The organism is Anabaena sp. AL93, from assembly GCF_001672085.1.
Taxonomy (GTDB): Bacteria; Cyanobacteriota; Cyanobacteriia; order Cyanobacteriales; family Nostocaceae; genus Dolichospermum; species Dolichospermum heterosporum.
Genome location: NZ_LJOU01000057.1, coordinates 17256 through 38726 on the forward strand (window position 1 = coordinate 17256; position 21471 = coordinate 38726).

Genomic DNA, 21471 nt, shown 5'->3' on the forward strand with positions numbered 1-21471 from the left:
TGTATTTATTTAGGGAAAATTTTGGCAAATTTTTGCTGGGGGATACCAGATGGATTCAATTTTGTGTATGGTGTCTTTGGCTTCATCCAGAGTATCTTGCTCCAGGAGAACGGTGATATGTCCTAGTTTACGTCCTGGACGAGCTTCTGTTTTGCCGTACCAGTGGACAGTAGCTTTGGGAATAGCGGCAAGTTGTTGACGTTGTTTCTGATAGTCGCTATGGCTGCTTTCATATCCTAGCAGATTAACCATCACAGCACTAGCACAACGTAATCTAGTATTGGTTAATGGTAAACCACACACCGCTCTCAGATGTAGTTCAAATTGGGAAGTTTCACAAGCATCCAGGGAAAAATGTCCAGAGTTATGGGTGCGTGGTGCTATTTCATTAATTAGAATTTTACCCGCGGCGGTGAGAAATAGTTCAATGCCACAGACTCCTACATATTGAAGGCTAGTTAATAGTTTATGGGCGATCGCTTCAATTTCTAAATTTTGCTCTTGGGTGATTTTAGCTGGGGCAATTACCCACCGACAAACCTGTTCTTCTTGGCGAGTTTCTACCGCTGGATAGATGATAATTTCCCCATTTACAGAACGGGCTGCAATTATCGCCAGTTCTTTGGTAAAAGGTACAAATTCTTCGACTAAAAACTGGGTACGACTTTGATTAACTATTTTTGATAAGGTCGGAAAATCGGGAATGATAAAAGTTCCTTGACCATCATATCCATGTCTTCGCGCTTTGAGAACCACCGGAAATCCCAAGTTTTCAATCTGAGATTCTACCGCTTTTTTCCCTGATAATGCTAAAAACTGAGGAACTGGCAAACCTAAATCCCGTAAATAGCACCGTTGTTCATATTTATCTAACAGAGGTGCTAAAGCTGCTAAGGTCGGGCGAAAACAGACACCCTGTTTTTCTAGTAGTGATAAAGCAGCAAGATCCACAAACTCGTTTTCAAAGGTAACGATATCACACTTTGTTGCTAAAATTTCTGTGGCTGCAGCATCATCAACTGCGGCAAAAATGCTATCTTGGGCAACAGATACGGCTGGATCATTTGCACTAGGAGTTTGAACTATTAGTTCTACTCCCAACTTATTTGCTGCATCTTTCATCATCCAAGCCAGTTGCCCACCACCGATTATACCAAGTTTTATTGACATCCTAACGACTCACGAGTTTCTACACCAGTTTGAGAATTTACACCGCTGGCTTTTTGACATAGCTCCTTAATTTGCGCTTTATCTAGAATTGCGTCTGTAAAATCTGCACCTGTGATATTAACATCTGTAAAGACAGTGCGGAGTAAAAGAGCTTCGATTAAAACGGCATTACTTAAATCAGCACCTATTAATTTTACCTCATTCATCATCGCATTGGTTAAATCTGCTCCATGCAAATTTGCCTTTGTCATGACTGAAGCACTGAAAACTGTTCCTCGCAAATCCGCACCTGTAAAGTTAGCCATTTCCAAGTTAGCGTTAGAAAATTCCGCAGCTTGTAAACTTTGTCCTGAAAAGTCTTGTCTTGACAACTCTGCATTACTATATGATAAAGGATGTGTCCAGTCTGCCAATGCTGTTTGTGGGATGAACCAAAGCATAATTCCCAAAATCCATCCTAAGCCTTGTTGCCAAAACATAGTTAATGAGTCCCAATTAGTGATGAATAGTTAACAGTTGATAATTCGGGCGTTGCATGAAGGTTAATGGCAATTACTCCTTTTTCCAATTACTGTTTACAATAATTCATTAAATTTGATGACAAGTAAAGTTTTTTATCTTTTAAAGTCTAGTAGTGAAAAAAACTGATAATGTATGGATCGTAGAGGTAGCCGTGGGGGCGGGGTTTTTGATGCCTAAAAATATTTGATAACCATTTAAATGTTGACATGAAATTGAATATCATCAGCAACGGTTATAGCGAGTATGTACTTAAATAAGGTAAAAAGTTTATGGGAAAAATTATCCAGTAGAAATCTTTTACTTATTGACTGCTGCTATATCTGACTAAGAATCTTGAACTTATTAAAATTGACGAACAGCATACATCAATAATACAAAATTGGTATTTATATGATAAATCATTACTCTATTCAATGGATTGAAGCGTGGTGCTTAGAAAATGGCTGGACAGATTTATTTGTCGAGAGACGTGGTAATTATTGGGCGTTTCCTCCGGGGGGAGTGATGCCAGAACCAATTCCCATGAATGTGTTAAGAGTAATTAAAGAAGAAAACGGCTTAACCAATCAGGAAATTTACTGGGCTTTTGCTGCCATATCCACCACTATTTTAGCAGTGATTTATACTTTTTTGTGGAAATGTCCGATTCCTTTAGTGTTATCTTTTGCGTTTAATGCTGTCACAGTGGCACAATTTGAACCAGAGGATATTTAGAGTTTTGCAGATGAAAATTAAGATATTAAGATTAATCCATTGACCTAAAACTCAAACCTCAGTGCGTCTTTGCGCCTTTGCGCCTTTGCGTGAGACTAAAATTCATACTCTTAATCAGCAACGCCCCTTTTTTGAAAAATTTCTGACTGCTGACTTATTTTGTAAGTTATATGATTAAAATATCATTAAAAATGAAAATGAAATTCGCTGAATATGGATAACTTTTCCTTGTATAATCAAGACTTCTATGCTTGGACACAACAACAAGCAAAAGCTTTAGAACAAAAGCTAGTTGTAGAATTAGACTGGCAACATTTGCAAGAGGAAATTCAATCTTTGGGAAGACATGAATATCGAGAATTGATAAGTCGTTTGGGTGTGTTAATTGGTCATTTATTGAAATGGGAATATCAACCTGAACAACGTTCTCGCAGTTGGTTTCTCACAATTAGAGAACAACGTCGTGCTATTCAAAGACATCTCAGACAAAACCCTAGTTTAAAATCTCGGATAACAGAAGCTATGTTAGATGCTTTTGAAACAGGAGTTGATTTAGCCTTACGAGAAACTAATTTACCATTAAGAACTTTTCCTGAAGATTGCCCCTATTTATTTGATGATATAATTGCTGATAATTTTTTGTGTGATACTCTTCAAGATTGGGAATGATAATTTTTCTATAAGTCAATGAAGAAAGAATTAACCGCAGATGGAAGAGGATAAACACAGATGAACGCAGATAATTTTGTACTTCATTAGACGAAGAAGCCTCATATTAAAGTCCTTCACGCAATCCCATGGCTATTTTACTGTGTTTTTCGATTTGTCCCATCACCTGTTTTGCCCGTTGAATTACCACTGTCGGTAAACCTGCTAATCTTCCGGCTTCTATTCCGTAGGACTTATCAGCGCCACCGGGTTGAACTTGATGTAAAAAGATAATTTGGTCTGGTAATTCTTTAACTGTAACTTGATAATTTGCGACATTGGAAACAATTGTAGCTAATTCATTTAACTCATGATAGTGGGTAGCAAAAATCGTCCGCGATTTAATCTCAACTGCTAAATATTCTGCTACAGCCCAAGCAATTGATAAACCATCAAAAGTTGCTGTTCCCCGACCAATTTCATCTAACAAAACCAAAGATTTTGCCGTTGCATGATTGAGGATATTGGCAGTTTCATTCATTTCCACCATAAAGGTAGATTGACCTGTGGCTAAATCATCTACAGCACCAACACGGGTAAAAATGCGATCGCACACTCCCAATTTAGCAGACCGCGCCGGCACAAAACTACCCACCTGCGCCATTAACTGAATTAAACCAACTTGACGCAAATAACAACTCTTACCACTCGCATTTGGACCGGTTAAAATCACTAAATCAGGGGAAGATAAATTCTTCTTTTCCTCTTCCTTCGCTTCCTTCGCTCCTTCGTGGTTCATTTCCTTCCCCCCTAAGCAAGTCGAATTAGGGACAAAAAAACCAGCAGGTAAAGACTGTTCTACCACTGGGTGACGACCATCAATTACGTCAATTTCCCGACCCGTAACCATCTCAGGACGACAGTAACCTTGATGGACAGCTAATTCCGCCAAACCACATAATACATCCGACGCGGCTACTGCACGGGCAATATTCCGAATGATTTCATCTTGAGAACCCACTTCATTGCGTAATGCTTCAAAAATCTGATATTCCAACTGATTTAAATCATCTCGCGCTGTGAGGATGCGTGCTTCTCGTTCTTTTAAATCAGGAGTGATGTAACGTTCCTCATTTGTTAAAGTTTGTCTACGAATGTAATTATCGGGAACTTGGTCGGATTTACTGCGGGAAATACTGATATAATAACCAAAAGTTTTATTAAATCCTACCTTCAAAGTGGGGATTCCTGTTCTGGCTCTTTCATCAACTTCTAAGTTGGCAATCCATTGTTGATCACTTTCCACAGTGGCTTTTCTTTCATCCAACAACGGATTCATCCCCGCCCGAATTAAACCACCTTCTTTGAGATGAGTCGGTGGTGATTCTACGATGTGAGCGTGTAATTTTTCTGCTAGTTCTTCGAGGATGGGTGGGACTTTTTGCAAAGCTTTTAAGAACGGGGAACGGGCATCGGCAACTAAGCGAGATAATTCGGGTAAACGGGAGAAAGAATCAGCTAAGGCGACTAAATCCCTGGCATTTGCTCTACCAGAGGCGGCTCTGACTGTTAACCGCTCTAAATCATAAATTTGTCTTAATAACTGCCGCAGGTCTTGACGTAAGGGCGTATTTTCTACTAATTCTTGGATGGTATCTTGGCGGGATTTAATCCCTTTAATCTCCAGTAGCGGTTGTAACAACCATCTTCTTAAAGCTCGGCTACCCATTGCGGTGCTAGTTCTATCTAAAGCCCATAATAGAGAACCGTGAAATGTACCATCGCGGACGGTTTGGGTAATTTCTAGGTTACGACGGGTTTGATGATCGACGATTAAATAATCAGTTAAGGTATAGGTGCGTAATAATTGCAGGGAGACAGGATGGGCTTTTTGTGTGTCTTCGATGTATTCTAAAAGACCACCAGCAGCGCGAACTGCGAGGGGTAAATGTTCACAACCTAAACCTTCGAGCGATCGCACTTTGAATTTCTGCAATAATTTACTTCTAGCTTCTGCTTGGGAAAAGGGGACTTGCGATCGCAAACTATAGCAGAATGATGGTGGTAAACATTGGGGAAGAGATGGGGAGGTTTCCCCAGGACGCAGTAAACTACCTAAATCGGGGGCGTTGGTGGGAAATAGGACTTCTGAAGGTTGCAACCGCATTAACTCTTGAGTCAGGTGTTCTAAATCACTACCTTGAGATGTGAGAAATTCTCCTGTTGATATATCTGCGTAGGCTAAACCCCAATGATTGACAGCAATTACCACAGCCGCTATGTAGTTATTCCGACTGGCTTTGAGCATCCCCTCTTCTAATAATGTCCCTGGAGTGAGGATGCGGGTTACTTCTCGCTTGACCAAACCAATGGCATCAGCGGAGTCTTCTACTTGGTCGCAAATTACCACTGCATAACCTTTTTCCACTAGTTGAGTTGTGTAGCGTTCCCAAGCGTGATGAGGTACACCTGTCATGGCAACGCGACCGACTTCACCACCATGTTTACTGGTTAAAACTAATTCTAATTCCCTGGAGACGGTTACAGCGTCTTGAAAAAAAGTTTCAAAAAAATCACCAACTCTGTACAGCAGCAACGCATGAGGATATTTATCTTTCACTTCTACATAATGCTGATACATCTTACTCAGCTTACTGCGGTCTTCTACCAGATTTGTATCAGTAAGTGATGTGTTGGGTTGATTGGGTTCTGGTGTGGAAGTCGTCATGGTAGATGCTGAGAATTTATTGGCAACAGATTTTTGGCACTCTATTCGATCATAGCTTGATGTGGGGGATAGGGTGCGATCGCTTAAGGTTTATTTATTTTTAGTTAGGGTTACTGGTTGATCCAGCCATTGTTGCTGTTATTGTGGTAAAAATGCGATCGCATACAATAATCGAGTTATGGAAATGCGATCGCACACAATAATAGAATTATGGAAATGCGATGATCACAGATATTTAAGCTAGTTTTTTTCTAATTATCATCAGTATTCGAGCATTCTATGAAGCTAAAACCATCATAATGATCACTGTTAACTCCTATTTTACAAAAATTATCACGTATTGGTCTTGTGACTTTTCTACTAGTCTTGTCATAATCTGTAGCTAGTTTAAAGCCTTTAGATCAACAAAAAGCTTTAGCTGCTGGTTCACCACAATTAGCATCCCAAGTCAAACACCAGTCTAAATCAACACTGCGAGTACGTGGTCTATTAAAAGTTTTTGTTTCAGCTTGTGCAGGTGCATTAAAGATAGCAGGTGCAATTGCCATAGTGAAGAGTGGTATGGTCAATGTCAGAAATAATTTACGCATTGTGAGTCCTCCTAAAAATAATTAAAAATTAAGACATCGCATAATGGCATTTAAAGCACTTGTTGAAAATAGAGACAACAGGCGTTTAAATCCTTATCTACTTCTTGTTGGTACTCCAATTTATTCATGTCAATACTCTACAGCTATGTATAAAAATTAAAGGTCGGAAAAGGTCGGATATTTTTGATAAGTAAATTTATGTAAACTTTTTAAATAAAAAAAGACTATACTCTGCAATGTATGCTGTAATAAACTGCAATTTTTCTTTCTTAATTGTAGTTTTAAATAAACAAAACTTACTATTTATACATATACTTATAAATTAATCTAATATCGTGCTAGAGCATAATACTTACATCAAAAAGAGCTTTGCTTAGTTAGAAACTACATAGACAAACCTATATACATATAAATTAATAAAAATATTATCATTTACTACTGCAATACTTGATTCCATAAACAAAAGTTTTGTGATGGTTATAAACTATGGTTTTTCTGATAATTTCCTTAACCCTGTAAAAATTCATCAACCATAGAAGAGAATGGAAATAAAATATTAACTTATCTCCATTAGTTATTCTTGGCATTTGTAATAAACTATTAAAAGTCAAAAAATCTAAATCCTGCATCATTTTGATCACAATTTCATTAATACTCATCGTATATATATTTTTCCCCCTAATTATCGCATCCTGATATGATTCATAAAATAACATTTTTCCCAAACCCATACCCCTATATTCTTCCATCACAAATAATGCAGCTATCTTATGCCAATTTGTATGAAAATCATAATTTAAACAAGCTCCTACCATCTTACCATTTTCATCTTCCGCAACTATAATATATTCGGCTGACATCCATTCCGTTAATGAATAACCCATAATATTAGGTGTTAGTTTTATTTGTCTAACAAGTAACTCTGCTTCTGCTTTTGTAACTTTTCTTTTGGAGATTTTGAACATAAATCAAGGAGGTAGTGAAAAATTGGTATTGCTGAATTGAGAGGTTGTTTGAAAACTTTTTCGTGTGGGATCTGACACCCGCAGATCCCCCTAAATCCCCCTTGAAAAGGGGGACTTTGAGGAATTTAGCCCCCCTTACAAAGGGGGGTTGGGGGGATCTCGATTAATTCTGATACTTTTCAAATATCCTCTGAGGTATGAAAATCAAAAATTCCCTTCCTGAAACTCTTAATCTTTGCGCCTTTGCGTGAGACTAATTCATAGTTTCATTCACCAACGCCGAAAAATTTCCTATTAGAACCACAAAATTCTATAGCAGTATCCACATGAGATATATTATAGCCCCCTCCTCGCTTGCGGGGAGGGGGTTGGGGGGTGGGGTTCTTGTATTTCACTCAACTAAGAGGGTGTTTGAAAAGTTATGGTTGATGTATCAAATATTTTTTACCCCTCCCTAACCCTGCCCTTGTAAAGGGGAGGGAACTGGATTTTTATTGTTTCCCCCCTTTACAAGGGGAAAGGGGGGTAGCAATGTGATGAAAATTACGGAATACCACTTTTAAAACATCCTGTAAGAACCGCTATATATATCAACTAGACCATTTGAAATAAGACGTAAATATCAAATAGATTATTTTTAATAAAAATATTATACAAATTATCCAAAAGAAAAAATTTGATATAAAAATTTTCTTTAACAAATTTAAAGGATTATACTTTTTTTCAATTTCACTGAAATCACAGTTTAAATTAAATAAAACTTCGTTAGTTTGATCTAATATTTTATTGTATCCTAATAATCCCCATAGAATCAATGTACTTATAGGAGGAACTAAGCTAAATGTAAGAAATAATTGTGTCCATGTATAGGCACTTTTTGAAAAATTACTTGTATCCAATGTAGAAATAGCAATTTGAATCCCTAAAAATAGATTAAGATGCGGTTGAGTTTTTCGACCAAACTCTAAATATATTTGCTTTAATTGCTGAATAATTCCCTGATTAATCACAGAAATATCCTCAGCAGTATATTTTCCTGAATCCTTACTAATTTCTCCTAGATAGTTTTTATATTCTTGCATTTTTAGACCAATCCGCTTACAATCTTCTATCACAATATTTATACTCAAATTGGCTAAAACAGAACCTATACAAATAAAGTTAATTAAGGAATATGGCAAATAACATATATAGGGTAGTAGATAACTATCAAAATATTCATTGTTGCTAACTTGATCATTTGCCAATAATTCATGAGGAGCATACCACAAGTGATGAAATAGCACAATAGTTAAAAATATTAAGGCTATAGAAAACATTACCTTGCGTCTGAAAACAAACTTTTTATCCAAGATCAAATGAATGACATCTTGCTTAAATTCATAACCTACTAAATACACTTCTAACATTAATAAAAAACAAGTACGAATAAATTCATATATCACTCCCATTCCATTTTGATTAAATGCAAGCTGCCAAGGGTTACTGTCAATTATTATATATGAAAAAGATAGTGATGTACCACTAATTACAGATAGAATAATTGCTATAGTTGCTAATACACCATGACTCAAAAATTTGTTTAAAAATTTGATATTTTTTGAATCAGAATTTATCTCTGATGAGGGAGATACTGATATTAAAGATAATTGTTTATCAATCCAATCTTCATTAAAAACTTTTTCATATATAGGGTTATAAATACTCATTTTTCCTTGTTGTTTAACTACCAGTCCTGACAATCTTAATGCCATTTTTTCCGGTGTATCATCAGTATCTATGCTGTAACTTCTCAATATTTGTCTATAAATTTCTAACTTTTTATAAATAAGTTCCTTCTCCGCAATCAGCCGATTCCTAATAGTTCTTAAATGTTCCGGTTCGTCTTGAAATTCCCAATTTTTAATAATATAATTTTGCACTAGATTATTAATATTAGGCTTTCGGGTTTCAGCTTTTTCAATAATTAATTTGCATAGTTTTTGAGTTAGAAATGGTTGTCCTCCAGTCCAATATAATATCTGTTCTAAAACAATTTCAGGATCATCTACCTTTTCAAGCAATCCTTGAGATAAAGATGGGATCACTTCTTGTATTTTGAACCCAGTCAACTCAATTGTTCTACCAATATTAAATGGTGTACCCATTTTATCCTTTAAATCTGATGGTGTTACCACTCCCAGTAAACAAAAAGTAACTCGTTTATATTCTGTTTTTTCTGCACGTTGATTATAGCAAGCACGAATAAATTCTAAAAATTCATCTTTAGTTTCTCTGTTAATTAGGTTATCAATTTCATCAATAAAAATAACAATATCTTGAGGTAATTTGGTTAATAAAACTTTGTCAATAAACTGACTTAATCGCTGCACTGGTGACAAAAATATATGGTTTTCCCACCATTGAGAAAAAGTAGATGAGTCATCAAAAAAACCATTCCACAATTCAAAGGTTATACCCGCATAGAAATTTTCAGCAGTGGATTCACAGCTACCAATAGTTGTCATATCAATGGAAGTACATCTTATTCCTGTATACTCAAGTTTTTCTCTAGTTTGTACCCGCAAGCTAGATTTTCCCATTTGTCGAGAATTGAACACACAACAAAAATCTCCATTTTTTAAACCTTGATACAGTTCTTCATCTGCTTGTCGTTTTACATAGCTGGGAATGTCAGATGGTAAACTACCCCCAACTTTGTAATAATTAAAAGCTGACATAATTGATACGCCAGAGTTCATTTGTGTGGATAATAAAAATTAATTGTTACAACTTAGATGGGATTACTATATCACATTGAGGTAAGAATTCAGGTGGGGTGATAAGATCCCCGACTTCTTTTATTTAGAGAACTCCACAGAAAGAAATACCCAATGTCATTCTGTTCGCGCAGCGTGGCGTTAGTCATATGAAACGAAGTGAAATGAAGCAATCGCCAGGGTTGTGATTGCTTCCCTTCCCTCCCAATGACTGTAAATATTTTTGTCTAATTACTTATTGTGTCCACAAATTATAAATTGATGTCAGAAGTCGGGGATCTGGGTATAAACGAGTGCTATAGCTGAATACTTACACATTGAGACTGTCAACTTTCCAACCTTTCTCCAAAATACTGACGGTACAACTCACAGCGAGGCATAACTTGATTATTTTGCCATTTAATTAGTCCTATGCTGTACAATTGATATCCAAGTATGGAATCTAATTGTGCTGGTTCAGTAGTGCTAATAACCTTTGTGAATGCTGCTGCTAGTCTTGTATTTTCCCTGAGCATTCCCAATAGCCGACGTAAATGCTGAGTATAAATACCTACATCTGTAGGAGCATCTCGCAATAACTGTTTGATATCTCCCCACTTTCCGGGAGCAGGTTGAGCGAGGTGATAAAATGCTACCCGAACTAAATATGGATGACCTCCTATCATAGCCATCAATTTTTGCACTAAACTATGATTCCAATTAAGTTGATGACGCTGTGCTAAATCTTGTACTTGTTCTGCGGTAAACTCCGTTAATTCTACTGGTTCTCCCACATTAAAAGGTGAATGGTTGATATCTAATAATCCATAATTTTCGGTGGAATGCACCACAACTAATCGCAGTTGTTTCCAAATATCTCGATTATTAGCTTCTTCATGACAGCTTCGCAATAGTCCAAAAAAGTCTTGAGAAATTTGAGGGTAGTTAAAAACTCGATCTATTTCATCACAAGCTAACACTAAAGGACTATTAATTTCTTTAAGAATGTAGTTTTGTAGATAGGTTTTACAACTAATTTTACTACCAATAGGCTGCTTCCAAAAATCATCAACCCGATCTGTAATCCCTAATTCTAGGCTAATGTACGTACAAAACCAACGTAAAAAATTATCTAAATTGCTAAAGTTTGATTCATCTACATCTTGTAGATTTATGCGTACTGTTAGATAATCATATTTACGTGATTGAGCTAAAATTCTGTCAAGTAGTGAGGTTTTTCCCATCTGTCTTGGTGCTTTGATGCGAATAAGTGCAGCAGGTTGAGCGATCGCTTGATAACATAAAGATTCAATCGTATAATTTTGAGACTCAATGGAGTATCGCTCTACATAAAAGGGAGAATTTAGGGATACTGGGTTATGAGGAAGTTCCAGTCTGTTCATAGATAAAACTATTTGTGGTGTTTTTCGTTTTTCTCTTTCCCGATACAGTGCTTGACGAAAATTACTTTTACTCACTGGTTCTCCAATAATATCTGTGAGCTTTTTCCATAATTTAGCACCAACATCATTTTGAATATATGTAGTAGTTAAATGTAGTGCTGTAGCAATATCTTCATACCTTTTCCCTTCCCAACTTCCTTTGAGTACCTGTACTTCCACATCGCTTAGATGTTTGTCAGTATATTTCCATACAATTTCATCCACAAATTCTTGAATTTGCTCCCAAGATATATCTACTTTGAAAGACATAAATAATATACATAAAATCAATGTTCATTATTTTACCGTAATTTGATTATTGGATCAAGCAATTATCCTAATTTATGGGTCAGATCCCCGACTTCTTTAAGAAGTCGGGGATCTTGGGGATCTTATTGTTCTACCTTACTTTTCCCTACTTTTTAATTAATAAATATAACTCCCACTTATTTTTTACTACTGATTTGAGTTTAAATTGCTGCTAAACCTAGATAAATATTCCCTATTTTTTAGTGTTTGAACTTTCTCCAAATCCACCCATAATAAAAACATCAAATCAAAAGATATGAAACAAGAAACTTAAACAGCAAAATGGGTACCCTCGCTTCTTCTTGATTTATTCATCAATTAATCTCAATGGAGAAATGAGCCATGATATTTACATTATCAATGATAGGAAACATTATTAATGGTGATGATGAGGATGATGATCCAATCGTTCCTCCCAATTGATATTATATCGAAAAAAATTACAGCGATTTTCCTATTTATTAGGACTTACGCAAAATATCTCTCAGAGGATGTTTTTAAAGTGGTATCCCGTAATTTTCATCACATTGTTACCCCCCTTTATAAGGGGAAAGGGGGGTAATTTAACTTGTGTCTACACGATAGCTTGTAAAGGGGGGAAACAATAAAAATCCAGTTCCCTCCCCTTTATAAGGGGAGGGTTAGGGAGGGGTAAAACATTTGATACAACAATCATGACTTTTCAAACAACCTCTTAAACTCTCTTTCCATCGTGTCCTTCGTTCCTATCCCTGCGGGACGCTACGCGAACGTGGTTCATTCTTTTGTGACTTGTGCGTAAGTCATATTTATATCGCTGTTTCCATAATATTTCTCATAGCATCAAGTTTCCAAATTTCTAGTTCTGGTAAATGCCATTGAACACTTTTTAATTCTTGCTCTTGGGAATAAGATTCTAAGAATTTTCTCCAGAATATTAGAGAATTTTCTTTATCTCCTACTGCTGCTTGGACTTGTGCTAATAAACAATAGGCTGGAACATAATCATTTTCCAATTCTAAAGATATGAATAAATGCTGTTTTGCTTGTTCATAAAAATTTTGCTGAAAATAAGCCCAACCAAGGTTTTTATGTAATGCAGCTTTGACTGTATGATCTTTAACCTTTGATAAAATTGGCGAAATCATTTCCACAGCAGCAGAACTATTTCCTTGTAAAATTTCCAATCGAGCTAAATTATTAATTGCAGCTTCTCCAGCCCGATTTTGATATTGCATAGCAATTTTATAATGTTCACAAGCTTGAGTCCAATGATCTATTTTTTCGTAAGTTGCTCCCAAATTATAATGAGCCGCTGCTAAATCAGGTTTAAATTCAATTGCTAATTTTAAATAGGATAAGGCTGTGTTAAGATCACTATTCAAATAGTGTTGATATCCGGTTTTATTCAGAGATTTAGCAATTTGTTTCTTCTCCTGCTCATTGCAATTAAAACGCAGTATAAATTTCTTAAATTCTTCATTTATGGGTTGGTTGACTGATAGTAATTGTAATATAAATTCGCAGATATTATTGTCATCTTTATCTGTAATTTCTGCTACTTTATCTGTAAATTTAAGCTGATATTCAGTTAGTAAGTTAGGCTTATACTTAGCAACCAGTGTCACTAACTCTGAGCGTTTGTAGCGGCGACTATCAGTATGTTCACTCCTCAGTCCAAATTTTTCACATATTCTTTCAATATGTTTTCTGACTGTAGGCTCTCCAATTTCCATAGCTACTGCTATATCTGCATCTGTTTCACCCGCTAATATCCTTTGCAAGACTTCCTTTGGTCTGGTTGTCAGGTTTTCAAATATAAGTTCAAACTGTTGTTGGTTCATCTTTTGATTATACCAGGATTTTATTCACAGACGTGACTATTTTTATTAAAATTATTCCTAACTTCTATATAGGGTTTGCTGATAGCGTAGCGTAAGCCATAAAAGTCGTCTGTGAGGGCATTTTTTTGTAAGAATGTTGACCTTTTTGCTGAAATATCCTCCACTGCTTAGAGAAGTCGGGGATCTGAAACTCCCGACGTATGGCTATGCTACGCAAGCTATACTCAAAACTGCTAGAAGCTGGACCTTTTTATCATAAGTAATTGGACAAAAATATTTACAGTCATTGCGAGCGAAGCGAAGCAATCACAACCCTTGCGATTGCTTCATTTTACTTCGTTCCATATGGCTAACGCCACGCTGTGCTTACGCAATGACATTGTGTAATTAATTCTGTCCCACTACTTACAAAGAACAAGTTCAAAGCCTCTCCAGTATTAAATATTATTCCTTTTCCCTCTCCTCTTAGGAGAGGGTTAGGGAGAGGTGCGGGGAGAGGTTTAAGTAATTGGACCAAAATATTTACAGTCATTGTGAGCGAAGCGAAGCAATCACAACCCTTGCGATTGCTTCATTTCACTTCGTTCCATATGGCTAACGCCACGCAACGCTTACGCAATGACATTGTGTAATTAATTCTGTCCCACTACTTACCAGAGGGGTTTCATATTTGGTTAAACTATTAACCGTTTTCAGTAAGTAGGTGAACAGAAAATTTAAAGGTATGTGAAGAAAAGTAAAATCACTCAAAACTCTCTTCCTCTTCCCTGTTCCCTGTTCCCTTGCCCCAACGACAATTTTTAACGCCCACCTACTTGTATCAAAATCAAATAGGAGCCTAGGGACTTCCAATTAAAAAAATACCCAAAAATTTCTTGTGGTGGGGGACGAAAAGCCCGCTAATCATCAAGGACGGGCAGGATGCCCATCCCACAAAATTGGGTAATTTATTTTTTGGTGTTCCCCTATATTTAAAATTTACTTTTATGCGTTGACAACGACGAGGTTTTTATGTCACTATTGTGACTAAATAAATATGTCACAAGAACCAAATCACGCACTCCGTATAATACAACAATCAACTCACCCTTGTAATACTAACTTTGCCAAAAGAGTAAATGACCCTTGAAGAAGTGATAATTACGGATAGAGAAGCTCTTGTACTAGTTGAACAGTTATTAAAGCGGGGACGCTTGAGAACAGTTCAAGAGATTGTATTCCGTCAGTCTTGGACTGGACAGACGTACTTAGACATGGCTATAGATTCCGATTACGATCTTGGTTACATTAAAGACGTTGGCTCAGAACTATGGCGATCGCTCTCCCAAGCTTTAGGAGAAAAAGTCACCAAAAGCAACCTGCACAAAGTCTTGAAGCGAATTATACAGGAACAAGAAATCAGCAATAGTAAACAACAATTTAATAGACATATTAGCATTTTTAAGCCGATGGCTTTTAGTCCTGACGCTCAATTTATTGCAAGTGCTAACAATGACCATATAGTTAAAGTATGGCATCTAGCCACAGGAAAATGTGTGCAAACTCTAGAAGGACATAATGCTTGTGTATGGAGTGTTGCTTTTCATCCCACAGAGCAAATCTTAGCCACAGCAAGTGAAGATAACACAATCAAGTTGTGGAATCTGGAAACTGGATGCTGTGTACAAACTTTGAAAGTCTAAAGTTTGGTCAGTTTATTCCATCTCATTAAACGTATCTTTAAGCACAGAACGCGCTGCTAAATGATTACGAGTAGAAGTGAGAATTTCCGCTTCTCGTTCTAAACGAGCAACTGTATCCTGGATTTCTAATAATGCTTGCTGTTCGGGAGCAACACCATAGAGATTACTCGCTATCCAATAAGATAGTTCTGTGGGTAAATCTGGTAAATCGTTTGGTAATTCAATTTCTTGTTCTGTTAATTTGGCTGAGAGACGAACCACATCCCGCAACAGTTGTTCTACCTCAGATGCTAAAGGACGTAAATCCTTAGCTGGTGGTTGATCTTCAATCCATTCTACCAAACCAACGCGATAAGGCTTTTCGCGGACATATTCTAAAACCCGAAATCTTTGTTGTCCTAAAGCTAATAGCTTGATTCTGTCATCAGGTAGCCGCTGATAATGAAGAATTTCGGCACAACAACCAACATTAGCAATTGTCCCTTTGGTGGGATCAATCATCAATACCCCAAATCGGCGATCGCTCTCCAAAATCGTATTCATCATGATTCTGTAGCGAAATTCAAAGATATGTAGAGGTAATGGTCTGGTCGGAAATAGAACCACTTCGGGTAATGGGAATAGAGGTAGTTCACGCACTGCAATTTTAGAGGAAGATGTCATGGTTATTTGAGTATAAATTGTATTCTTAAAGTATTATATTTTTCTCTAATTTACCCGCACTTTGTTTATATTTTATCATTAAGAAAACAAGAGATCCCCGACTTTTCTAAAAAGTCGGGGATCTTATTTATTGACTAATGACAAACTTACAATTTGACTTCAATATCTACACCAGAAGGTAAATCTAGCTTCATGAGTGCATCAATGGTTTTAGAAGAAGGCTGGTAAATGTCAATAATCCGGCGATGGGTGCGGGTTTCAAAGTGTTCGCGGGAATCTTTATCTACGTGAGGCGATCGCAGTACGCAATATATCTTGCGTTTTGTGGGTAAAGGAATTGGTCCGATAGCTGTGGCGTTGGTACGGTTAGCGGTGTCTACAATCTTCTCGCAAGATGTATCTAATAAACGTCGGTCAAATGCCTTTAAACGAATTCTAATCTTCTGCTGCTGTAGAGTTGCCATGTTTAGTTTTCCAGGTTCGGTAAATTTTAGACTTTAGATTTTAGATTTTTAGATGTTAAATTCCATCCCAAATCTGAAATTTAAAATTGTTTATGGGAATAGAAAGGAGCAGAGATTATATAATTCATCTCTACTCCTTTTGAATAAGAGCAAAAAGGTGAGTGTTATTTCAAGATTTTAGCGACAACGCCAGCACCGATAGTCCGTCCACCTTCACGAATAGCGAAGCGCATACCTTGTTCAATAGCGATCGCATTGATCAATTCTACTGTTACCTTGATGTTATCGCCAGGCATAACCATTTCCACATCTTTACCATCACTATCGGTAAAGGCTTTGATTGTACCAGTTACATCAGTTGTCCGCACATAGAACTGAGGACGATAACCGGAGAAAAATGGTGTTTTCCGACCACCTTCTTTCTCTGTTAAAACGTAAACTTCACCTTCAAACTGAGTGTGAGGTGTAATTGAGCCTGGTTTAGCTATTACCATACCCCGCTCAATGTCTTCCTTTTTCATACCGCGTAGTAGTACACCCGCGTTATCCCCAGCCATACCTTGATCAAGGCTCTTCTTGAACATTTCGATCCCAGTGACTGCGGTAGTCTTGGTATCTCTGATACCTACCAATTCTACAGTATCACCGACTTTAACAACACCACGCTCAATCCGTCCAGTAGCCACAGTACCGCGACCTGTGATGGTGAACACATCTTCTACAGCCATCAAGAAGGGCTTATCTATAGCCCGCTCAGGAGTGGGAATGTAAGCATCTACAGCATCCATCAATTCATAGATCTTATCTACCCACTTATTCTCACCGCGCTGGGTTTTAGGATTCTCAGTCATTGCTTGCAGAGCTTGTAGACCTGAACCTTTGATAATGGGAATATTGTCACCATCGAAATCATAGTCGGTGAGCAGTTCCCGCAATTCCATTTCTACCAATTCCAGCAATTCCTCGTCATCCATCATATCTTCCTTGTTCAAGAAGACGACCAGACTAGGAACACCCACTTGTTTTGCCAAGAGGATGTGTTCACGGGTTTGGGGCATAGGACCATCTGTGGCTGCAACTACGAGGATGCCTCCATCCATTTGCGCCGCACCAGTGATCATGTTTTTCACATAGTCAGCGTGTCCAGGACAATCTACGTGAGCATAGTGGCGTTTTTCGGTTTCATACTCAACGTGGGCAGTATTGATTGTAATACCCCGTGCCTTTTCTTCAGGTGCATTATCAATTTGGTCATAGCCTTTAGCCACAGCGTTACCCATAGCCGCTAAGGTCATTGTAATGGCTGCTGTTAAAGTAGTTTTGCCGTGGTCAACGTGACCAACAGTACCGATATTAACGTGAGGTTTATTTCTTTCAAACTTTGCGCGTGCCATGAATAATCGTTTCCTTTTTTAATTAAGCGTTCCCTTTACTTTTTGAAATGATGCCCTCAGCCACGCTGCGAGGCACCTCTTCGTAGGTACTAAACTCCATTGTAAAGATACCTCGACCTTGGGTTTTCGACCGGATATCAGTGGCATAACCAAACATGGTTGCCAATGGAACTTTCGATACCACTTTTGCCAGTCCCTGTTCAGTGCTTTGGCTTTCAATCTGTCCCCGACGGGAGATTAAATCACCAATCACGTTACCGATGTAGTCTTCAGGTACTTCAACTTCAACTTTCATGATCGGCTCTAAGATCACAGGAGAGGCTTTTGTAGCCGCTTCCTTGATTGCCATAGAACCGGCAATTTTGAAAGCCATTTCTGAAGAGTCTACATCATGGTAAGAACCATGTATTAATGTGGCTTTGACATCAATGAGTGGATATCCAGCTAAAATACCAGATTCACAACATTCTTTCATGCCCTGTTCAGCCGGTCCTATGTACTCTTTAGGTACAATCCCACCGACAATTTTAGAAACAAAGACAAAACCTGTACCGGGTTCACCTGGTTCTAAATTGATCACCACGTGACCGTACTGACCCTTACCACCACTCTGGCGGATAAATTTACCATCAATTTTCTCGACGGCTTTGCGAATGGTTTCGCGGTAAGCCACTTGGGGCGCACCAACGTTTGCTTCTACTTTAAATTCCCGTAACATCCGATCTACGAGAATTTCTAGGTGCAATTCTCCCATGCCCGCAATTACGGTTTGGTTGGTTTCTGGATCAACACGCACACGGAAGGTGGGGTCTTCTTCACTCAAAGATTGCAGAGCCTTGGAAAGCTTGTCCATGTCGTTCTTGGTTTTGGGTTCAACCGCTACCGAGATCACAGGCTCAGGAATAAATAGGGATTCCAAAATTACTGGTGAACCTTCATCACAAAGGGTATCACCTGTCAAGGTGTCTTTTAATCCCAATGCAGCACCTAAATCACCTGCCCGTAGTTCATCCACGTCTTGTCGGTCATCTGCTTTCATTAGCACTAACCGAGAAATTCGTTCTTTTTTATTCTTGCTGACGTTAAGAACGTAACTACCTTTCTTCAGCACACCAGAATAAACACGAACGAAGGTGAGGCGACCATAAGGATCAGCCATAATCTTAAATGCCAAAGCTGATAATGGTTCTTCATCATCAGCATGACGTTCAACGGGATCACCGTTGAGCAGTGTGCCTTGAATTGGTGGAACTTCCAGTGGTGATGGTAGGTAATCTATCACCGCATCCAACATCAATTGCACGCCTTTGTTCTTAAAGGCTGAACCGCAAAGCACTGGTACGATTGTCCCAGCAATTGTTCCTTTACGGAGAGCAGTACGGATTTCTGCTTCTGTCAGTTCTTCGCCATCGAAGTACTTATTCATCAGCGTGTCATCAGTTTCTGATACTGCTTCTACCAACTTGGTGCGGTATTGGGCTGCTTTTTCGGCTAGTTCGGCGGGAATTTCTATGGTTTGGATATCAGTTCCTTGATCGTTTGTGTACATATATGCACACATTTTCACCAAGTCTATAATCCCTTTAAATTCAGTTTCACTACCGATAGGCAGTTGAATAGCAATGGCGTTAGCTCGCAAGCGATCGACCATTTGGTCATGCACTCTATAGAAGTTCGCACCAGTGCGATCCATCTTATTAATAAAGGCAATGCGAGGGACTTTATAGCGGTCTGCTTGTCGCCATACTGTTTCTGATTGTGGTTGGACACCACCTACGGAACAAAATACAGCGATTACACCATCTAATACTCGCATGGAACGTTCAACTTCAATTGTGAAGTCCACGTGACCGGGAGTATCAATAATGTTAATTTGATGATCATTCCAACTGGTACTAATGGCAGCAGCAGTGATGGTAATTCCCCGCTCCCGTTCCTGTTCCATCCAGTCTGTAACAGCAGTTCCTTCGTGAACTTCGCCAATTTTATGAATGATCCCAGAGTAAAATAATATTCTCTCTGTTGTCGTTGTTTTGCCCGCATCTATATGCGCCGCAATACCGATATTGCGTACTTTCTCTAGCGGGTTCGTGCGTGCCACAGTTACCTCCTAACGTTGTCGCCTCATGATATCTTGTATATTACTCTTTGTTAAGATTCTATACTTTTACGGAAAACCGTCTTTTTTTGTTAGCCTAGCTAGGCAGTTGCCTTTTTGGGCATTAGCTATAAATTCTACGATATACCGCACACGAGAAGACGATATATCGTTTTTCTAGTTAGTAACGATAATGTGCAAACGCTTTGTTCGCTTCCGCCATCCGATGTGTTTCTTCGCGCTTACGAATAGCACTACCAGTTTCATTCGCAGCATCCATTAATTCATTAGCTAGTCTCCCAGCCATAGTTCTTCCTGGACGTTGGCGAGAATACTGCACCAACCACCGCAACGCTAGGGTAGTACCGCGATCTGTACGTACTTCCATTGGTACTTGGTAAGTTGCTCCACCAACTCGGCGAGCTTTTACTTCTACTAATGGTGTAGCGTTACGCACTGCTTTTTCAAAAGTTTCTAATGGACTTCCACCAGTGCGTTCTTCAATAGTTTTCAAAGCGTCATAAACTATTCTTGCGGCAATTGATTTTTTGCCATGACGCATTATCCGTCGCATCATCATGCTGATTAGGCGACTATTATACACTGAGTCAGGCGGGACTGCACGCCTTTGACTAACACCACGACGAGACATACTTCATCCTTGAATACGGAATTTGACCACGAAATTATATGCTATCAGAACACAGGAAACTAAAAGCGGTTTAATTAGCCGCTGATTTTTCCTGCATTTTCCTTTATGGCTTGCGCCATGCGATCGCTATCAGTTGAGAGGAGGCTGAATTAATTCACTTATTATCTGCTACCAGACACAGAAGACGACAACGTAATCAACTTTAAAATTTAGATTAAAGTGCTGTTATCGTTGACAAGATTATCTTCTCCAAACTCATACAACTTGTTTTTATGCCAGATCCAGTTTGATTTTCTGAAAAAAAATTCGTTACTGCTGGTTTATTACGCAGTTTGCAGGGAGGACGATTAACCGTATTTAACGCGATTAACCGCCGCCTACCTATTTTTTACCTGCTTTTGGGAGCTTAGTTCCATATTTGGAACGGCCTTGTTTGCGGTCTTTAACTCCGGCTGTATCTAATGTGCCACGAATAATGTGGTATCTAACTCCGGGCAAGTCTTTGACCCGACCACCACGAATCATAACTACGGAATGTTCTTGTAAGTTATGACCGATACCTGGGATGTAAGCTGTTACTTCAAATCCAGAGGTAAGTCTTACCCTGGCTACCTTGCGGAGTGCTGAGTTAGGCTTTTTAGGTGTAGTTGTGTATACTCTGGTGCAAACGCCTCGCCGTTGCGGGCATTGCTTCAGAGCAGGGGACTTGGTTTTTTGACGCGCTAGTTCGCGTTCACTACGTATTAGCTGCTGTATTGTTGGCATGAGTTACAGCGCGTGAAGCTGCTTTATGATCTAAGTTTTAACAAATCCTGATTATATCTTTTTTTTTGATTTTCTGTCAATCATTTTTGGGAGGGAATAGGGAA

At 38.3% G+C, this 21471-nt stretch carries 17 protein-coding genes; 3 read left to right on the plus strand and 14 right to left on the minus strand.

The window, feature by feature from the left end; translation table 11 throughout:
• Positions 1–9: 9 nt before the first annotated feature.
• Both AN486_RS15505 and AN486_RS15510 read right to left on the minus strand, forming a co-directional pair.
• Positions 10–1170, minus strand: coding sequence for a 5-(carboxyamino)imidazole ribonucleotide synthase (locus tag AN486_RS15505; RefSeq protein WP_290601424.1), 1161 nt, complete (start codon positions 1168–1170; stop codon positions 10–12).
• Positions 1161–1649 carry a pentapeptide repeat-containing protein gene (locus AN486_RS15510; protein WP_290601426.1) on the minus strand — a complete coding sequence of 163 codons (489 nt, stop codon included), beginning with the start codon at positions 1647–1649 and terminating at the stop codon, positions 1161–1163. The genes AN486_RS15505 and AN486_RS15510 overlap by 10 nt, the downstream gene beginning before the upstream one ends.
• Positions 1650–2082: 433 nt before the next feature.
• Between AN486_RS15510 and AN486_RS15515 the strand changes: the two genes are divergently transcribed.
• On the plus strand, positions 2083–2406 hold the full coding sequence (locus AN486_RS15515) for a hypothetical protein (protein ID WP_053538415.1): 324 nt from the start codon (positions 2083–2085) through the stop codon (positions 2404–2406).
• Positions 2407–2619: 213 nt separating this feature from the next.
• Entirely contained in the window at positions 2620–3075 is a 456-nt protein-coding gene (locus AN486_RS15520; RefSeq protein WP_168466564.1) for a DUF29 domain-containing protein, read from the plus strand.
• Between the two features lie 106 nt (positions 3076–3181).
• Here AN486_RS15520 and mutS read toward each other — a convergent pair whose 3' ends face one another.
• The 6 genes from mutS to AN486_RS15550 form a co-directional block, all read right to left on the minus strand.
• Entirely contained in the window at positions 3182–5782 is a 2601-nt protein-coding gene (mutS, locus tag AN486_RS15525) for a DNA mismatch repair protein MutS (protein ID WP_168466579.1), read from the minus strand.
• A gap of 401 nt (positions 5783–6183) precedes the next feature.
• The gene (locus AN486_RS15530; protein ID WP_053538417.1) at positions 6184–6372 is read right to left on the minus strand and encodes a hypothetical protein; all 189 of its coding nucleotides are present in this window, start codon (positions 6370–6372) and stop codon (positions 6184–6186) included.
• Positions 6373–6800: 428 nt separating this feature from the next.
• A complete protein-coding gene (locus tag AN486_RS15535; RefSeq protein ID WP_168637127.1) occupies positions 6801–7337 on the minus strand; it encodes a GNAT family N-acetyltransferase in 537 nt (178 codons plus the stop codon).
• A gap of 590 nt (positions 7338–7927) precedes the next feature.
• Complete coding sequence (locus tag AN486_RS15540) at positions 7928–10057, minus strand: AAA-like domain-containing protein (protein WP_053538419.1); 2130 nt, start codon at positions 10055–10057, stop codon at positions 7928–7930.
• Between the two features lie 365 nt (positions 10058–10422).
• Complete coding sequence (locus AN486_RS15545; RefSeq protein WP_290601433.1) at positions 10423–11787, minus strand: AAA-like domain-containing protein; 1365 nt, start codon at positions 11785–11787, stop codon at positions 10423–10425.
• 827 nt (positions 11788–12614) lie between these two features.
• Entirely contained in the window at positions 12615–13649 is a 1035-nt protein-coding gene (locus tag AN486_RS15550; RefSeq protein WP_168634947.1) for a helix-turn-helix transcriptional regulator, read from the minus strand.
• A gap of 1118 nt (positions 13650–14767) precedes the next feature.
• Here AN486_RS15550 and AN486_RS15555 point away from each other — a divergent pair.
• A complete protein-coding gene (locus AN486_RS15555; RefSeq protein ID WP_053538422.1) occupies positions 14768–15331 on the plus strand; it encodes a WD40 repeat domain-containing protein in 564 nt (187 codons plus the stop codon).
• 12 nt (positions 15332–15343) lie between these two features.
• Here AN486_RS15555 and AN486_RS15560 read toward each other — a convergent pair whose 3' ends face one another.
• The 6 genes from AN486_RS15560 to rpsL all read right to left on the minus strand — a co-directional run bounded on the left by AN486_RS15560 (position 15344) and on the right by rpsL (position 21367).
• Positions 15344–15994, minus strand: coding sequence for an LON peptidase substrate-binding domain-containing protein (locus AN486_RS15560; RefSeq protein ID WP_015078098.1), 651 nt, complete (start codon positions 15992–15994; stop codon positions 15344–15346).
• Positions 15995–16140: 146 nt separating this feature from the next.
• On the minus strand, positions 16141–16458 hold the full coding sequence (gene rpsJ, locus AN486_RS15565) for a 30S ribosomal protein S10 (RefSeq protein ID WP_015113498.1): 318 nt from the start codon (positions 16456–16458) through the stop codon (positions 16141–16143).
• Positions 16459–16622: 164 nt separating this feature from the next.
• Complete coding sequence (gene tuf / locus AN486_RS15570; RefSeq protein ID WP_168634945.1) at positions 16623–17852, minus strand: elongation factor Tu; 1230 nt, start codon at positions 17850–17852, stop codon at positions 16623–16625.
• 22 nt (positions 17853–17874) lie between these two features.
• Positions 17875–19953 (minus strand): elongation factor G, encoded by a 2079-nt coding sequence (gene fusA, locus AN486_RS15575; RefSeq protein ID WP_053538425.1) that lies wholly within the window; start codon positions 19951–19953, stop codon positions 17875–17877.
• A gap of 178 nt (positions 19954–20131) precedes the next feature.
• Positions 20132–20602 (minus strand): 30S ribosomal protein S7, encoded by a 471-nt coding sequence (rpsG, locus tag AN486_RS15580; protein WP_027402058.1) that lies wholly within the window; start codon positions 20600–20602, stop codon positions 20132–20134.
• A 381-nt stretch (positions 20603–20983) separates the two neighbouring features.
• Complete coding sequence (rpsL, locus tag AN486_RS15585; RefSeq protein ID WP_015078104.1) at positions 20984–21367, minus strand: 30S ribosomal protein S12; 384 nt, start codon at positions 21365–21367, stop codon at positions 20984–20986.
• Positions 21368–21471 lie beyond the last annotated feature (104 nt).

Excerpts from the sequence above, each read along its gene's own strand:
- AN486_RS15505 (WP_290601424.1), bottom strand. The coding sequence starts at position 1,170 with ATGTCAATAAAACTTGGTATAATCGGTGGTGGGCAACTGGCTTGGATG.
- AN486_RS15510 (WP_290601426.1), bottom strand. The coding sequence starts at position 1,649 with ATGTTTTGGCAACAAGGCTTAGGATGGATTTTGGGAATTATGCTTTGG.
- AN486_RS15515 (WP_053538415.1), top strand. The coding sequence starts at position 2,083 with ATGATAAATCATTACTCTATTCAATGGATTGAAGCGTGGTGCTTAGAA.
- AN486_RS15520 (WP_168466564.1), top strand. The coding sequence starts at position 2,620 with ATGGATAACTTTTCCTTGTATAATCAAGACTTCTATGCTTGGACACAA.
- mutS (WP_168466579.1), bottom strand. The coding sequence starts at position 5,782 with ATGACGACTTCCACACCAGAACCCAATCAACCCAACACATCACTTACT.
- AN486_RS15530 (WP_053538417.1), bottom strand. The coding sequence starts at position 6,372 with ATGCGTAAATTATTTCTGACATTGACCATACCACTCTTCACTATGGCA.
- AN486_RS15535 (WP_168637127.1), bottom strand. The coding sequence starts at position 7,337 with ATGTTCAAAATCTCCAAAAGAAAAGTTACAAAAGCAGAAGCAGAGTTA.
- AN486_RS15540 (WP_053538419.1), bottom strand. The coding sequence starts at position 10,057 with ATGTCAGCTTTTAATTATTACAAAGTTGGGGGTAGTTTACCATCTGAC.
- AN486_RS15545 (WP_290601433.1), bottom strand. The coding sequence starts at position 11,787 with ATGTCTTTCAAAGTAGATATATCTTGGGAGCAAATTCAAGAATTTGTG.
- AN486_RS15550 (WP_168634947.1), bottom strand. The coding sequence starts at position 13,649 with ATGAACCAACAACAGTTTGAACTTATATTTGAAAACCTGACAACCAGA.
- AN486_RS15555 (WP_053538422.1), top strand. The coding sequence starts at position 14,768 with ATGACCCTTGAAGAAGTGATAATTACGGATAGAGAAGCTCTTGTACTA.
- AN486_RS15560 (WP_015078098.1), bottom strand. The coding sequence starts at position 15,994 with ATGACATCTTCCTCTAAAATTGCAGTGCGTGAACTACCTCTATTCCCA.
- rpsJ (WP_015113498.1), bottom strand. The coding sequence starts at position 16,458 with ATGGCAACTCTACAGCAGCAGAAGATTAGAATTCGTTTAAAGGCATTT.
- tuf (WP_168634945.1), bottom strand. The coding sequence starts at position 17,852 with ATGGCACGCGCAAAGTTTGAAAGAAATAAACCTCACGTTAATATCGGT.
- rpsG (WP_027402058.1), bottom strand. The coding sequence starts at position 20,602 with ATGTCTCGTCGTGGTGTTAGTCAAAGGCGTGCAGTCCCGCCTGACTCA.
- rpsL (WP_015078104.1), bottom strand. The coding sequence starts at position 21,367 with ATGCCAACAATACAGCAGCTAATACGTAGTGAACGCGAACTAGCGCGT.